General features: G+C 71.1%; 12 protein-coding genes and 2 pseudogenes. 6 read left to right on the forward strand and 8 right to left on the reverse strand.

Annotated elements, in window-relative coordinates:
• Nucleotides 1-18: 18 nt before the first annotated feature.
• The 3 genes from G3I77_RS14020 to G3I77_RS14030 all read right to left on the reverse strand — a co-directional run bounded on the left by G3I77_RS14020 (nucleotide 19) and on the right by G3I77_RS14030 (nucleotide 3,729).
• On the reverse strand, nucleotides 19-603 hold the full coding sequence (locus tag G3I77_RS14020; protein ID WP_248503603.1) for a hypothetical protein: 585 nt from the start codon (nucleotides 601-603) through the stop codon (nucleotides 19-21).
• A gap of 89 nt (nucleotides 604-692) precedes the next feature.
• Nucleotides 693-1,535: a MurR/RpiR family transcriptional regulator gene (locus G3I77_RS14025; protein WP_248503606.1), complete on the reverse strand. Its 843-nt coding sequence runs from the start codon at nucleotides 1,533-1,535 to the stop codon at nucleotides 693-695.
• Nucleotides 1,536-1,809: 274 nt separating this feature from the next.
• A complete protein-coding gene (locus G3I77_RS14030) occupies nucleotides 1,810-3,729 on the reverse strand; it encodes a TrkA family potassium uptake protein (RefSeq protein WP_248504242.1) in 1,920 nt (639 codons plus the stop codon).
• 202 nt (nucleotides 3,730-3,931) lie between these two features.
• Here G3I77_RS14030 and G3I77_RS14035 point away from each other — a divergent pair.
• A pseudogene (locus tag G3I77_RS14035) lies at nucleotides 3,932-4,318 on the forward strand (PucR family transcriptional regulator); the annotation flags it as partial.
• Between the two features lie 554 nt (nucleotides 4,319-4,872).
• On the opposite strand, the gene G3I77_RS14040 reads toward G3I77_RS14035, so the two are convergent.
• The 3 genes from G3I77_RS14040 to G3I77_RS14050 form a co-directional block, all read right to left on the reverse strand.
• Nucleotides 4,873-5,592 carry a TrkA family potassium uptake protein gene (locus G3I77_RS14040; RefSeq protein WP_248503608.1) on the reverse strand — a complete coding sequence of 240 codons (720 nt, stop codon included), beginning with the start codon at nucleotides 5,590-5,592 and terminating at the stop codon, nucleotides 4,873-4,875.
• Nucleotides 5,585-6,964 carry a TrkH family potassium uptake protein gene (locus tag G3I77_RS14045; protein ID WP_248503610.1) on the reverse strand — a complete coding sequence of 460 codons (1,380 nt, stop codon included), beginning with the start codon at nucleotides 6,962-6,964 and terminating at the stop codon, nucleotides 5,585-5,587. The genes G3I77_RS14040 and G3I77_RS14045 overlap by 8 nt, the downstream gene beginning before the upstream one ends.
• 357 nt (nucleotides 6,965-7,321) lie before the next feature.
• Entirely contained in the window at nucleotides 7,322-8,188 is an 867-nt protein-coding gene (locus G3I77_RS14050; RefSeq protein ID WP_248503611.1) for a potassium channel family protein, read from the reverse strand.
• 440 nt (nucleotides 8,189-8,628) lie between these two features.
• On the opposite strand from G3I77_RS14050, the gene G3I77_RS14055 reads away from it, so the two are divergent.
• Complete coding sequence (locus tag G3I77_RS14055; RefSeq protein WP_248503613.1) at nucleotides 8,629-8,793, forward strand: hypothetical protein; 165 nt, start codon at nucleotides 8,629-8,631, stop codon at nucleotides 8,791-8,793.
• 262 nt (nucleotides 8,794-9,055) lie between these two features.
• On the opposite strand, the gene G3I77_RS14060 is transcribed toward G3I77_RS14055, so the two are convergent.
• Entirely contained in the window at nucleotides 9,056-10,636 is a 1,581-nt protein-coding gene (locus G3I77_RS14060; protein ID WP_248503615.1) for an alpha/beta fold hydrolase, read from the reverse strand.
• Between the two features lie 469 nt (nucleotides 10,637-11,105).
• Between G3I77_RS14060 and G3I77_RS14065 the strand changes: the two genes are divergently transcribed.
• The 3 genes from G3I77_RS14065 (at nucleotide 11,106) to G3I77_RS14075 (ending at nucleotide 12,587) form a co-directional block, all read left to right on the forward strand.
• On the forward strand, nucleotides 11,106-11,612 hold the full coding sequence (locus G3I77_RS14065) for a hypothetical protein (protein WP_248503616.1): 507 nt from the start codon (nucleotides 11,106-11,108) through the stop codon (nucleotides 11,610-11,612).
• A 34-nt stretch (nucleotides 11,613-11,646) separates the two neighbouring features.
• Nucleotides 11,647-12,015: a hypothetical protein gene (locus G3I77_RS14070; protein ID WP_248503617.1), complete on the forward strand. Its 369-nt coding sequence runs from the start codon at nucleotides 11,647-11,649 to the stop codon at nucleotides 12,013-12,015.
• A 146-nt stretch (nucleotides 12,016-12,161) separates the two neighbouring features.
• Nucleotides 12,162-12,587 (forward strand): hypothetical protein, encoded by a 426-nt coding sequence (locus G3I77_RS14075; protein ID WP_248504243.1) that lies wholly within the window; start codon nucleotides 12,162-12,164, stop codon nucleotides 12,585-12,587.
• Nucleotides 12,588-12,597: 10 nt separating this feature from the next.
• Here the strand turns inward: G3I77_RS14075 and G3I77_RS14080 are convergent.
• Nucleotides 12,598-13,358 (reverse strand): annotated as a pseudogene (locus G3I77_RS14080) (SDR family oxidoreductase).
• 145 nt (nucleotides 13,359-13,503) lie between these two features.
• On the opposite strand from G3I77_RS14080, the gene G3I77_RS14085 reads away from it, so the two are divergent.
• Complete coding sequence (locus G3I77_RS14085) at nucleotides 13,504-14,355, forward strand: helix-turn-helix transcriptional regulator (protein ID WP_248503618.1); 852 nt, start codon at nucleotides 13,504-13,506, stop codon at nucleotides 14,353-14,355.
• Nucleotides 14,356-14,515 lie beyond the last annotated feature (160 nt).

Raw genomic sequence — 14,515 nt, forward strand, 5'->3', positions numbered from 1 at the left:
GGGCCGCACCCTGTCGGATCACACCAGTGCCGGCGATTTCTTTCGCGCGCCTCCCGGCGCGGCGTCCCCCGCCGCGATGCCCGTGGTGCGGTACGCCCTGACCTGCTTGCCGGCCGGGCGGGCCGCTCCCCCGCGCAGCCAGTCCACGCGGACCCACAGCAACGCCTCGTCGGCCTGCTCCCGCCGCCCCAGCCAGGCCGACTTCAGCCACAGGCCCGCGCCGCAGCCGGCCAGGAGCATGCCCCCGGCCGCCGGGGCCGCGAAGGCGCTGCCCAGGGCGGCGAGGAAGGCGAGGAGGAGCCACCAGCGGTGGCCCCGGCGCCAGTTGCGTACCGTGACGGCGCGGTCCTGGAGCACGTCGTTCTTGCCGGCGCGGGACGCGGCGGCGGCCAGGGCCGCGTAGCGCCTGCGGCGTCCGCAGGCGACCGCCGCCGTCGCCAGGACGAACAGCGCCGCCCCGGCCAGGACGCCGATCCGGCGTCCGGTCAGACCCGGTGCGAGCAGGCCGATGCCCGCCGCCGCCACGCCCAGCCACCACAACGGGGGCGCTCCCGCCCGTACGACGACGGCCACCCGGGCCAGTCCCTGTCCTCCACGCGTCACGTCCAGCCTCCGTCCGGTCTCCGAAGCCTCTGGGAGACGTACGGTAGCGCCGCAACGTGAGACGAGTCTGAGAAGCTCCGCGCGTGCCGTCAGTCGACGAACAGGCCCCGCGCCGCCGCCTTCGTGTCGAACTCCTCCAGGCGGGACTGGGCCTGGGGCAGGTCGTCGCACATGGCCTCCAGCAGGACCCGGCCGAGCAGCATCGGCGCACAGGCCGTGTCGAAGGCGAGACCGGTGCCGACGGCGGCGGGGAGCAGCAGGTCGGACACCTTGGCGACGGGTGCGAAGGCGGAGTCGGCGACCGTGACGACGGTCAGCCCGGCCTCCTTGGCGTAGCCGAGGGTGTCGACGACCTCGCGGGGGTGCCGGGGCAGCGCGAAACAGAGCAGTGCGCTCGCGCCGGCCCGGACGGCGGCGTCGATGCGGTCCTGGAGCATCGTGCCGCCCTCACCGAGCAGCCGTACGTCGGGGTGGACCTTGGCGGCGAAGTAGGCGAAGCCGTGCGCCTGGGCGGCAGCCGCCCGCAGGCCGAGGACGAGCAGCGGGCGGGAGGCCGCGAGGAGGCGCCCGGCGCGCTGGACGGGAGCGGGGTCGGCCAGGGCCTCCGCCAGGTGCCGGAGGTTCTCGATCTCGGCCTCGACGGCCTGCTGGTACTCGGTGCAGGACCGGGCCTCCGCAGCGGGCTCGGCGGGGGCGACCTCGCGCAGGTGGCGGCGCAGGGCGGGGTAGCCGTCGAAGCCGAGGGCGACGGCGAAGCGGGTCACGGACGGCTGGCTGACCCCGGCCAGCTCGGCGAGCTCCACACTCGACAGGAACGGCACGTCGGCGGCGCGCCGCACCATGCTGTGCGCGATGCGCCGCTGGGTCGGCGTCAGCCGGTGGCCCTCGAAGAGAGCCTGCAGCCGCGCGGCAGGGCTGTCGGTCACGCTCATGACGTGCTCCCCCTCGCCTATTCAGTAGCTGAGGATTCTGCATGAGCATATGCAGAGCGGCAAGCCGGACCGGGGGACGGCGGCAGCTGGTGAAGGCGACGGACCAAAATGAGAGCGTGGCGTGTCGTACGGACCACCGGACTCCTTCGGCGCTCTCGGCTTGAGCTGGTGAGCCGGCCGGTCACGGCCCGCGGCGTACGTATCCGGGCTATCCGGGCTCTTCCCCTGCCGTTGCAGGCGGCTGACGGCACTGCTCACCGGGTCCGACGCCACCCTAGACGTCGGTGGTTCGCACCCTGAGCCGCGGATGCCGACCAAGAAGTTCCGCCAAGCCCTGGCGGGACGCGGCGAGGACCACGCGGTCCTCGGGGCGCAGGACGTAGCCGGAGTGGAGGTCCCACACCAGTCCGCCGGGGCGGTGTACGCCCTCGTCCGTCGGTGTGGCGGCGAGGTCGGGCAGGCGCTCCCCCGGTTCCGCCGTGTCGAGTGCCAGGACGCGCCAGGCCCCTGGGCGGAAGGACTCGGCGATGGTGCGTCCCTCCAGGTGCGGGTGCCCGGCGACGTTGAGGGCGGCGAAGAGCAGCACGCGGCGTTCGACGGGTATGGCGCCCAGGACCTGCCGGCCCATCATGGCGCCGGCGAAGGCGGGCGCTGCGAGGCTGGAGACGCTGCGGCTGCGGGTGAGGGCTCGCGGATGAGCGGTGCGCAGGGTGCGGTGGACGACGGTGGCGAAGTCGTCGTCGTACAGCCGCAGCGCCACCCGCAGGTCCGGTTTGACGGAACGTGCGTACAGGGCGGCTTCCAGGTTCGTCGTGTCGCTGCTGGTCAGGGAGAGCAGGGAGTGCGCGCGGTGGATCTTGGCGGCTTCGAGCACGCCTTCCTGGGTGGCGTCCCCGAGGACGGTGGGCACGCGCAGGCGGCGTGCGAGCGGGATGCCGCGCGCTTCGGGATCCTCCTCCACGCACACCACGGGGATGTCGAGTTCTCGGAGCCGGGCCAGCACACGGGTGCCGACCTTGCCGAGGCCGAGCAGGACGACGTGGCCGGACAGGCCACGCGGCGGTCGGCGCAGCGCGGAGGCGGTACGGAAGGTGCCGAGTGCCTCCAGGACGGCCGCGAGCAGCACCGGCATCAGCAGCATGCCGGCCAGGCCGGCGAGGAGTTGGAGTATCTGACGTGCCTTGGGCTCCTCCAGCGCCGGGTCGCCGATCGCGAAGAGGTCGAGCAACGTCAGGTAGGAGGCGTGCAGCAGGCCGGTCGAGCCGGCGCGATCGCCGGCGGTCAGCCAGGTTGCGACGGCCACGCCGAGGACACTGGCGACGAGCCCGATCAGGGACCAGCGCAGCCGGCGTGAGAAGAGGGAACCCAGCGGCAGCCCGCGCCCTGCCAGCCGTCGCGCTGGGGAGCCGGAGGGAGTGTGTGTGACGGTTTCGAGGACGACCGTGCCGCGTCCGGTGGCGGCGGCGACCGTGTCGTCGTCGGGCAGGAGGACGGGGGCTTCCCGGCCGCTGGTGTCCGAACCCTCCGCTCCGGCCGGATCGTTGGTGGTCGAGGACAGCAGGGCGAGAGTGCACAGACCGGGATCGGCGACCCGGCCGTGCCCGGGCGGGGTGCGCTCCACGGCGCGCAGCAGCAGGCCGTCGGCCTGGACGACCTTGCTGGTGCCCGCTACGGCGGTGGCCGCGAGGGCGGGGGCCACGGTGTCGGCGTCCGACAGGACGGTGGTGGAGGTGTCCAGAGCTTCGGGGTCGAGGCCGGGGACGGCGACCGTGGCGGCCTGATCGAGCAGGTCCTCCAGGTGCTGGCCGAGCTTGCGGTTGTACAGCCGGATGACCAGGCGCAGCCGGGGGTTGAGGCGGCGGGCGGCCAGCGCGGCGCGGATGTTGGTCTCGTCGTCGTCATGGATCAGCGCCATCGCCGCGGCCTCGCGTGCGCCCGCCTCGGCAAGGGCGGCTTCGTCGAGTTCCGCGGCCTCGACGACGTGCGCCGTGGCCGTGTCGCCGGGGACGGCCGGGTCCGCGGCGCGGTTCATCGCGGCCTGCACCCGGCCGAGCAGGGCAGCGGCGCGTGTCCGGCCGGTTCCGGAGCCGGGCCGCCGTGAGGGCGGCACGACGAGGGTGACCTGCTCGCGGTAGACGGTGGCGAGCTCGGCAGCCAGTCGTTCGGCGAGGGCATCGTCACCGCACACGATCATGTGCTCCGGGCGTGGCACACCGCGTGCGGGCTGAGGGAATGTGATCACGCCGAACGGCTCCTCCGGGTCGAGCGGTTGATGCGGCGCAGCCCTGCTCCGCCTTCTGCAGTGAAGATCGCCGACCAGACTTCCCGGCACACCGCTGGGCACGTTACAGGGCACCTGACACGGCGTCATGGCGCGTCGGCCCGGCGACCAGGACGAAGAGGCCCTCAACGCCCTCGACCTGGCGGGCCGCCTGGACCTCGACGAGCCCGTGCTGCGTTCGGCCGACCTGCTCGTCCACCCGGTCCTCACCCGCGATCGGCAGGCCATGGCCGAGCTCGTACGCAGCGTCCTCGGCCCGCTCCAGGCGGCACGGGGTGGTGCCCAGCTCCTCCTCGACACCCTCAACGCGTACTTCGACTCCGGATGCGTCGCCGCCGAGGCGGCCCGCCGACTGCGCCTGAGCGTGCGGGCCCTCACCTACCGCCTGGAGCGCGTCCACAAGCTCACCGGCACCAATCCGGCCGACCCCGTCCACCGCTACACCCTGCAGACCGCCGTCGTCGGCGCCCGGTTGCTCGGCTGGCCCGACAACGAACTCTGACCCGGGCCAGACCCGGGGCCCTGTGGGTTTGTGGTGACGCCGGGATTGATACCGGCGTCGGGTGTCTCTGTGGGAGGAATCCATGACTGCGTGGGCCGAACTCGGGTGGGGTCTCGTATGTGGTGCCGCCATGTTGGCCGTGGCGTCCAACTACCGCGATATCGCGTGGCGAATCCACGGCTTCATGTCGAACACGGTGGGGGTCAATCGGCTTCTGACACCCGCCGTGATCAGGGTCGTGTGCGGTGTTCTGGCCACCGCTTCACTGGTGAGCGTCGCGGTTGGTCTCGCTCGGTCTCCCTCTTGAGACGCGCCCCCATGGGCGGCGGACGGACGCCCGCCCTCGCCGCCGACCTCGACCAGGACGACGGCTCCGCTGACGCATTGGCGGCGAGCCGCGGAAGAGCCGCCGGCTCAGGCAGGGCCAACGAGCCCGTGCTCACCCAGGCGCGAGGTGTGCGCTGGACGCCACCGACCACCTCGACGCCGGCCGCAGAGCGTGACTCGGCCGGTCCTTGGTCTCGCCGCTCGCCGACAGGCGACCAGGGCGTGGGTCAGCTGAGTTCGGCGAAGCTCTCCACCGCGCGGGTCCTGCCGGTGACGACGATGACGTCGCCCTTCTGCACGACGGTCTCGGCGGTCGCGTAGGTGAAGCCCTCGCCCGGCCGCTTGATGCCCACCACCGTGACGCCGTACCGGCTGCGGACCTGGCTCTGCCCGAGCGGCACCCCGGTGGCGATGTCCGGGGCGACGGTCTTCACCAGGGCGTAGTCGTCGTCGAACTCGATGAAGTCCAGCATCCGGCCGGTGACCAGATGGGCGACCCGCTCTCCCATCTCGTGCTCGGGGAGAACGACGTGGTGGACGCCGAGACGCTGGAGAATCTGGCCGTGCTGGCGGCTGATGGCCTTGGCCCAGATGTTGGGCACCTCGGCCTCCAGCAGGTTGGAGCTGACCAGGATGCTCGCCTCGATGTCGGTGCCGATGGAGACGACCGCGCTGGTGAACTCGTGGACGCCGAGCTGCCGAAGGGTCTCGGCATCCGTGCAGTCGGCGACGGCGGCGTGGGTGAGCCCGTCGCTGTACTTCTGGACCAGGCGGGCGTTGGTGTCGATACCGAGGACGTCCCAGCCGCGCCTCATCAGCTCATTGGCCAAGGAGGAGCCGAAGCGGCCGAGCCCGATCACGGCGACCCGCTGGTCACGCCCGTGGGCGTCGGTTTCCGTGGAACGCTTGCGATGCCGACGGCGCAGAAAGGGCAGCTTGCTAGCCAATGACGGGTCGCTCCTCTGGCAGGTCGTAACGGCGGGTGCGCTCGCGCAGGGCGAGAGCCGAGACGAGCGTGATGGGGCCGAGGCGGCCCACGAACATCAAGACGATCAGCAGCAGCTGCCCGGCCGTCGGCAGGTCGGCCGTGATCCCGGTGGAGAGACCGACCGTGGCGAAGGCCGACACCGTCTCGAACAGCACCGCGTCCAGGGGCTCATCGGTGAGTGCGAGCAGGACCAGCGTCGATCCCATGACGAGCCCGACTCCGAGCAGCGCCACCGTCAGGGCCTGACGCAGCGCGTGCGGGGCCAGACGGCGGCCCAGAACCGTGGAGGTGGGCTCGCCCCGCACCTCGGCGAGGATCGCGGCGAGCAACACGGCGAAGGTGGTGACCTTGATGCCGCCCGCGGTCCCGGCGCTGCCGCCGCCGATGAACATCAGGACACAGGTCATCAGCAGTGTCGAGGCGTGCAGCGCGCCGACGTCGACCGCGTTGAAGCCGGCCGTGCGGCTCATGGCGGAGTGGAAGAAGCCGTCGAGGACCTTTCCCGCTGCGCTGTGCGGTCCGAGTGTGCCGGGGTTGGTCCACTCCAGCAGGCAGGTCAGCACCGTGCCGGCGACGAGCAGGACCGCGGTACTGATCAGGGTGAGTTTGGTGTGCAGACTCCAGGTCCGGCGCCCCGTCGTGCGACGCCTTCGGCGGTGTCGCACGACTTCCAGCAATACGGGGAAGCCCATGCCGCCCAGAATCACGGCGGCGGCGATCGGGAGGGTGACCCAGGGGTCCTGGGCGTAGCGGGTGAGGCTGTCGGCGTGCAGCCCGAAGCCGGCGTTGTTGAACGCGGACACGGCGTGGAAGGAGCCGAGGTACACCGCGCTGCCGATGCTGTCGCCGTAGCCGTACCTGAAGCGCAGCGCCAGCACCGCGCCCACCGCAAGCTCGACGATCAGTGTGGTCCCGGCGACGCCGAGCAGAACACGCCGTACGTCGCCGATGCCGAGGCTCTTGGTCTCGGCCTGCGCGGTCAGCTGCATGCGCAGCCGCAGCCGGCCCGAGATCAGCACCGCGAGCAGCGACGCCATCGTCATGATGCCGAAGCCGCCGATCTGGATCAGGGCCAGGATCACGCCCTCGCCGAAGCCGCTCCAGTACGTTCCGGTGTCCACCACCGCCAAGCCGGTGACGCACACCGCCGAGGTGGCCGTGAACAGCGCGGTCACGAAATCGGGCGAGGCCCCCCGCTCCGTGGCGAAGGGCAGCGACAGCACCGCCGCGCCGAGCAGCACCACCATGGCGAAGGCCACGACGACCGCGCGGGCGGGGTGGGCGGTGAGCAGCGACGACCGTGACCACAGCCGCGTCGCCAGTCCTGCCATCGCCGTCCCTGCCCCGTGTGCCCGACGACCGCTGTCCCGGCCGGCGGAGTCGTGTGCTCGTCAAGATCCCGGCCGCACACCCTACCCGCGACTCCGGGCGGCATGACATGGTCCGGGCGGTGTCGGCATGCCGCTCTGTCTATTCGCGGAGACGCCGTCGTGAGCTCCGCCTCATCAAAGCCTTTCGTGAGAAATGGGTTGTCGCGACTACCACCCGATCATGGGGAACTTGCTACGCGTGTCGTTGATCTGAGGCACGGGCCGGTCGAGTACCGCTTGGGCAACGCCTCCCAACCGCATCCACGCATCACGACGACGCCGGGACTGGTCGACAACCTTGGTCGTTGCCGTCACGGCTCAGTGGCCGCCGTGGTCGTGGGCGTAGGCAGTCAGGATCTGCCGCCGGTCCGCTCCCGTGTGCAGGAAGCGGTCGTCAAGGACGGCGGCGAGGTCGTCGAGCGCCACGCCGAGCACGGATCCCGCGAGCCGCATACCCGCGTGCTGTGCCCCCTGCGCCTGCTCGGCCAGCTCTGCGGCGTAGCCGATGGCCCGGGCGAGCGAGGCGTCACCGGGGCCGTCGTGGAAGTAGTAGGACTCCGGATACTGCGTGAAGTCCACACAGACACGGGCGATCTCTCCGGCGAGTCCGTCCAGCACCGCCGCCCCCGAATCGGAGTCCAGCCGCTGCGGTGTCAGACCGGCACGGCGCAGATGGCGGAGTCGCAGCGCCAGCGCCCGGCGCCGGGCGAGCGCGGGATAGATGCCGAGGACCCAGGAGACGGTGGCGGTCAGCAGGGCGAAGCCCACCAGGGCTTCCAGGGGTGCGACGACGCGCAGCCAGCCCTCCGCCGGCGCGATGTCCCCCAGGCCGAGCGTGGCGACGATCACCAGCGAGATGTAGAGGGCGTCCACCGGCCCCGAGTGCGCGGCCGGATCCAGCGCACTGGAAAAGGCGAACCCCTCGGGCAGATGCGGCCAGTAGACCAAGGCCCAACCCACCGCCACCCCGCCGGCCCACATCACCACCACACCGACCATGCCGAGCGGCCCGACCAGTCCGGCCGCCCCACGTACAGCACGGCCAGGGGACAGCAACCGCCACAGCCCTGTCATGACGATCCGGCTGAGGCCGCCGTGGCGGGTCGGATGCCACAGCGTGTGGAACAGGTCCCGCAGGATGATCAACACCATGGCGGCGCCGGTCAGTGTGACCAGCCACTCCATACGTCCTCCTCGTGCGGCCGCACGGGCCCCGTCCCTGTCACCTGAGCCTCAGGGAGGCACCTCGATCGTGCTGCCGCCTGTGCGGAAAGGGTGGCGCGATCGTAGACGGTGCCCAGAACGATCGCGAGGAGAGGGAGAACCAGGGCGCTGCACGAGCAGGCGGTGACCAGAGCGTCGGGCGCCCAGGCGAGCCGCGGCACGGCGGTCGTGAGCACGCTGCCGAATGCCGCCGCTAGGTTTGCAGCTCGGTGCAACAACTGGGCAGTGAGCACGCCGACGAGAATCGCGCCGAGATCGTCGTGGTGGACAACGACCTACCGCAGGACCTACGTCTGCTCGTCGAAGATCTACTGGGGATACTTACCGTCCCCGCTGCCCGGCCCCGACAGGGCCGGGCAGCCGTCAGACCCTGTTGGAGCCGCCCTGGTTAGGAGACTCGTGTGTCCAAGTCCTCCACCGGCGTCGCACTGATGTCGGCCGGCGCTGCGGCGACGGTGGCCGGAGCTCTCATGTACGTCCTTCCGGGCCCTGGCCTTCCTGTCCTGGTTCTGGGGCTGGTGCTCATGGGCATAGGCGCGACCGTACGGATCCTCGGCAGAAGGTGAGGGCGCCCGCGTCGGCACCGGCGCGCGAGGGCGCCTTCGCCCACTGACAAGGCCCGCCCCGGGACATACCCGGGGGCGGGCCGAGTCGTTTCGCTGATGCGGCTGGGCTCATCCGCCCTCGGCCGGGCCCCGACGCCCGGCCACGACCGCATCCGCCTTCCGGGAGCCCTCTAATACCGCGTCGCCCTCGGGCTCGGCCCGTCCGCAGCCCGGGTCTGTGGGAGGCCTCCCGCAGGCGGATGGCCTCCCAGGGCTCCTGCGATCAGAAGCGGCCGACCATCCCAGGGATGCCCGGGGGTGTCGGGAGCGGCAGCCGGTCGGGGGCGTTGCGTTCGTCCGCGGCCGGAGCGGCCTTGCAGGTCAGGTCCTTCGTGGGGAACGTGCCGGTGGTCAGGTAGCTGGTGGCCGTCTTGTCGGCGCACGACTTGGTGCCGTAGATGCCGTGTCCGACACCTCCTGCGACCGTGACCATCTTCGAGCCCTTCATGGCGCGGCGCAGGCCCTGGCCGCTGGTCAGCGGCGTCTGGGAATCCCACTCGTTCTGGAGGATCAGCGCGCGCACCTTGTTGCCGATCCTGGTGGCGGGCTCGCTGCCGTTCTTCTTCCAGAAGGCGCACGGCTTGATGTGGGAGGCGAAGTCGCCGTACAGCGGGTACCTGGCCTTGTCCCGGATCGCGTCCTTGCGGTACTGCTCGGGATCGCGCGGCCAGGCGCGGGTGTCGGCGCAGACGACGGCCCAGAAGCCGGCGTCGCCGTTGTCCTCGGGCACGGTCCGGCCGAAGGACGGCGGAACGGGCTCGGGCGTCTTGAGCTCACGGTCGGCGGACGGGGGAGCTCCGGCGGCGGCCTTCTTCAACTCGGCGACCGCTTCGGCGGCGTCGCGCGTGCCGAAGAACATGCCCCGCAGGCCGTGGCGGATGTCGTCGCCGGTGAGCAGCGTGCCGTCGAGGTCGATCGGCTTGCGGTCGGCCTGAGCGACCAGGCCGTAGAAGGTCTTGCGGACCGCCTCGGGGGTCCGGCCCAGCTTGTAGGTGGGATGCCGCGCGGCGGTCCACTCGGTCCATCGGGTGAAGGCGGGCTCGGCGCCCTCCGCCCAGACCTGGATCATCCCGCGCCAGATGCGGGCCGGGTTGACGGCGCTGTCCAGCACGAAGCGGTCGGTGCGCTTCGGGAACATCTGCGTGTAGACGGCGCCGAGGTAGGTGCCGTAGGAGTATCCGAGGTAGGAGATCTTCTTCTCGCCGAGCACGGCGCGGATGACGTCCATGTCCCGGGCGGTGTTGCGGGTGGTGATGTGGCGCAGCCTGTCGCCCTGCCGCTTGTCGCATTTCTCGGCGACGGTCCGGGCCCACTTCACGTCCTTGGTGAACGTCTCGGCCTTGTAGGGCCGTTCCCAGTTCCGCTCGCCGGACGTCAGGCCACAGCTGACGGGGGAACTTTGGCCGATGCCCCGCGGGTCGAAGCCGACGAGGTCGTACTTGTCCTTCACGGCCTTCGGCAACTCGTCGGCCATGTACTGCGGCATGTCGACGCCCGGCCCGCCCGGGCCACCCGGGTTGAGCAGAAGCACACCGCGCCGTTGCTTCTTGGTGCTCGTCTTCATCCTGGATATCGCGAGGTCGAGCTTTTTGGCGCCCGGTCTGCCGTAGTCGAGCGGCACTTTGATCGTGGCGCACTGAAGGGAGGCGGGCAGGGCCGTGTCGCAGCGGTGCCAGGCCGGTTTCTGCTGGAGGTAGGGGCGCAGGGGGTTCTCCGCGGCGGATGCCGTGGCGGGGGTCAGCGCGGGGACCAGCGTGGTGGCGGTGCTGACCGCCAGGAAGAGGGCTATTCGACTGTTGCGCACGCGCGTTGGGTCCTTGGGTCGATGCGTACGGGACGCACCCACCCTGCCGCGCGCGGAATGCGGATTGATCCCTCCACGGGGCAGTGTTTCTCCCACCGTGGACGGATGGGGAGTTGGGGCGGATAGTGCTGGAGTCTGACAACCACGACCGGCTCTTTGCCCTCTACCTCACATGGCGTGCCGACATAAAGTTGAGTCGTGTACGATCTCAAGTGATCCGTATTTCAAGGAATTTCCTCGCTCTCTTGCGATGCCAGATGTGATTCCACCGGCGTCTTCGACAAGAGGCCTGATCCAAGCGGGACGTTCCGGTCGGAAGTCGTGATCCTTTTCACGCGCCACTCTTTGTGCCGGACCTCCCGCGGGATGTCAGAGTCTCGTCCGTGATCACCTCCATGACCTGGAGATGAAGACCACGGAACCGTCTCCCTGACCTGGAGACGGAAGAACGACTACCGGGGAATCCACCATGCGCAAGACCACCACCCGCCGCGTCTCTCTGGCCGGCATAGCCGCCGTCACCAGTGCCGCCCTGCTCGCCACCGCGGCTCCCAGCGCCACGGCCGCCGACGACAGCCGGGGAACGGATCGCGCCGCGGCGGCCTCATCCGCGACGCAGACTCCTGAACTGACCGCGGAGCAGCGCCAGTTCATCGAGCAGGAGATGGGACCGGAGGCGCTGACCGAGATCGAGAAGGCCATGAGCCGGTCCGGTGGCTTCGCCTTCCCGATCGCCGCGGCGGCCATCGGTGCCGCGGCATGGTGCGCGAAGGGGGCGCTGGCCAGCATTCCCACCTCGGTGCTCAGCGACATCGCGGCGGGCAAGGCGTCCGGCAAGAAGACCTACGTCAGGAATGCCGTCATCGGCTGCCTCGGGGGCGAGATCGGAGGCGTCGTCTGGAAGTTCCTGCCGGGCTGGGTCAAGAACAAGGCCGTCAACATGGTCATCGCCTTCATCATCAAGTACATCCGCTGAAGTAGCTCGGCACCGCGCGAACCCTGGGGCATCCATGGCCTATATCTTCATCTTCGGTTGTTTCCTCCTGCTGGGCGTGGCCAGTTCGCTGGCCGCACGCACCGGGTACCGGGGCACGGTCTGTGACCGGTCCGACGGGTACGAGGTCCCCGCGGAGGTGAAGTCCGACCCGGGGCTGAGGAAACGGGCGAACGACCTGGTGGCCTTCTGGTGCACCGGGGCCGCGGTGCTCAGCTTCGCTCCGTTGGTGCCGATCGGCACGGTCATCGTGAGCGGCGGTGGCCGGACGGTCGGCACCTGGGGACTTGGGGTTTTCGCCCTCTACGGTCTGGCCGTGGTGATCGTGGGCGCCTACCCCTTCGAGAAGATCAAGAGCCTGGGCCGGGGCGGCCGGCGGACCTGACCCGTCGCGAGAGCCGGTGGGCCGCCACGACGTCATGAGGGCGGAGCAGACCTGTCCGCGGTGTACGGGAGCCCCCCTGCGGAGCAGGGGGGCTAACCCCAGTGCGGTCCTCGGCGGCGCTTTCTACCGTGGACGGCATGACGGGAATGGACGCGCGGGACACCGACCTGAAGAAGGAACTCGACGCCACCCTGCACGCACGCAGGGATCTGGGCGAGGAGTACGAGTCGGCGCTGGTCGACTCGTTCATGGAGAAAGTCGACCAGCGGATCGACGGCGCGGTGGAGCGCCGGGTGCGCCGGCAGCTCGCCGAGCAGCAGATGCAGACGACCCGGGACTCCCGGTCGCCGCGGGTCACGGACTCCTGGGGCGAGCGGTTCGGCTTCGGGATCGTCTCCCTGGTCCTCGCGGTGCCGCTGTCCGCGATCGGCGGGGGCGTGGCCCGTCTGCCCGGTCTGCTCGTCGCCTGGGCGGGCATCGTCGGCGTCAACATCGTCCAGGCGGCCCGCAACAACCCGAACCTGTTCGGCCGCCGCCGCACGTCCTCCCAGGACAGTGACTGGGAGGACTGAGCAGCCGGTCTCAGACCTGCCGGGTCGGCAGGGCGACGATCTGCCGCAGATTGACCCGGCGGGGCCGGCTCGTCACGTAGGCCACCAGGTCGGCGAGTTCCTCGGCGGACAGCGCGCCCACCTGCTCGAGCATGCCCTCGACCTGCCGGGACAGTTCCGCGTCGGAGATATGGGTGCGCAGCTCGCTCTCCACGAACCCGGGCTCGATGTTGGTGACCCGGACGTCCCGGGGCCCGAACTCCCCGCGCAGGGCTTCCGACAGATAGGTGACGGCCGCCTTGGTCGCGCCGTACACCGCGTAGTTCGGGAAGCTGACGTGCGCGGCGATGGACGAGATGTTCACGATGTCGGCCGTACGGCCGTCCGCGGCGGCGCTCACCAGGTCGCCGGTGAAGGCGCCGGTCATCCGCAGCACCCCGGCGACGTTGGTGTCGAGCATCCGCTGCCACTCGTCGGCGCGCCGGGCGTCGACGGGGTGGGGCAGCATGACGCCGGCGCAGTTCACGATCAGGTCGACGGTCCCGTACTCCGCGTGGATGCGGTCGACGGCGTCCGCCACGGTGGTGTCGTCGGTGACGTCCGCGACGACGGCCAGGGCCTGCCCGCCGTCGGCCCGGACCTTCCCGGCGATCGCCGTCAGCCGTTCCGCACGCCGGGCCACCAGGGCCACCCGGGCCCCTGCGCGGCCAGAGTCACGGCGACGGCCTCGCCGATCCCGCTCGCGGCTCCGGTGACGACGGCGGTACGGCCGGCCAGGCTGTCGTACGACATGGGATACCCCCTCGGTCCCGGCCGGGGCGTCTCCCCGGCCTCGGACACCACCCTCGGCGGCCCGGGCCGCGCTACCCAGGGCTGCGCTCTTCCTGGGTCTGCCAGTACCAGGTTCGCCGGGCCCGGGCGGCCTAGGCTCGGACGCATGGACGGAGAACTGGGAGACTTCCTGCGCTCGCGCCGCGCCCGGATCCAGCCGGAGGAAGTGGGGCTGCCGTCGTACGGCCGCCGCCGCGTCCCGGGTCTGCGCCGTGAGGAGGTGGCGCAGCTGGCCGGGGTGAGCGTCGACTACTACGTCCGCCTCGAGCAGGGCAGGGGACCCGGGGACCCCTCCCGGACCAAGTCCGGAGGAGTCTCGGACGCCGTGCTGGACGCGATCGCACGGGTGCTGCGGCTGGACGAGGCCGAGCACGAGTACCTGCGGGCGGTCGCCCGGCCGCGCCGGCAGGACGGGCCCGGGCCGGCCGCGCCCTGGGTGCGCCCGGGTGTGCGGCTGCTCCTGGACGGCATGGACCGCAACCCCGCCTACGTCCTGGACCACCGCATGGACGTCCTCGCCTGGAACGCCCTCGCCGACGCGGTGCTCGGCTTCAGCGGCCCGGGCGACCTCAGCCTGCCGCGCCGACTCTTCCTCGACCCCGCCTCGCGGGAGCTGTATCCGGACCGGGCCGCGATCGCCGCCCAGACGGTCGCACACCTGCGTCTGCAGGCGGGCCACCATCCCTCAGACCCCGCCACGGGAGAACTCGTCGCCGAACTCGCCCGGGCCAGCGAGGAGTTCCGTCGGCTGTGGGCCGACCACCTGGTCAAGCCCTGCGACCACGGCGTGAAGCTGCTCCGGCACCCGGTCGCGGGCCTGCTGACCCTCCCCTACGAGACCCTCACGATCCCGGCGGCCCCGGACCAGACGATCGTGGTGTACGCGCCCGAGCCCGGTTCCGAGACGGCCGAAAGGCTTCTGTTGCTGGGCAGCTGGAAGGCGGAGACGGTCTCCTAGGCGCAGAAAAACGCGCGGGGACCGCCGCACCCCCGTGAACGGGGGGCGGGACGACGGCGGTCCCCGCGAAGGACGCGGGCCCGGTCAGGGCCGGGCTTGCGCGTCCATGGCGTCCGTGGAGGTCCGGGAGCCGCTCCGGAGGTCCTTGACGCCGTTCGGC

The sequence above is a fragment of the Streptomyces sp. D2-8 genome, from assembly GCF_023184515.1.
GTDB lineage: Bacteria > Actinomycetota > Actinomycetes > Streptomycetales > Streptomycetaceae > Streptomyces.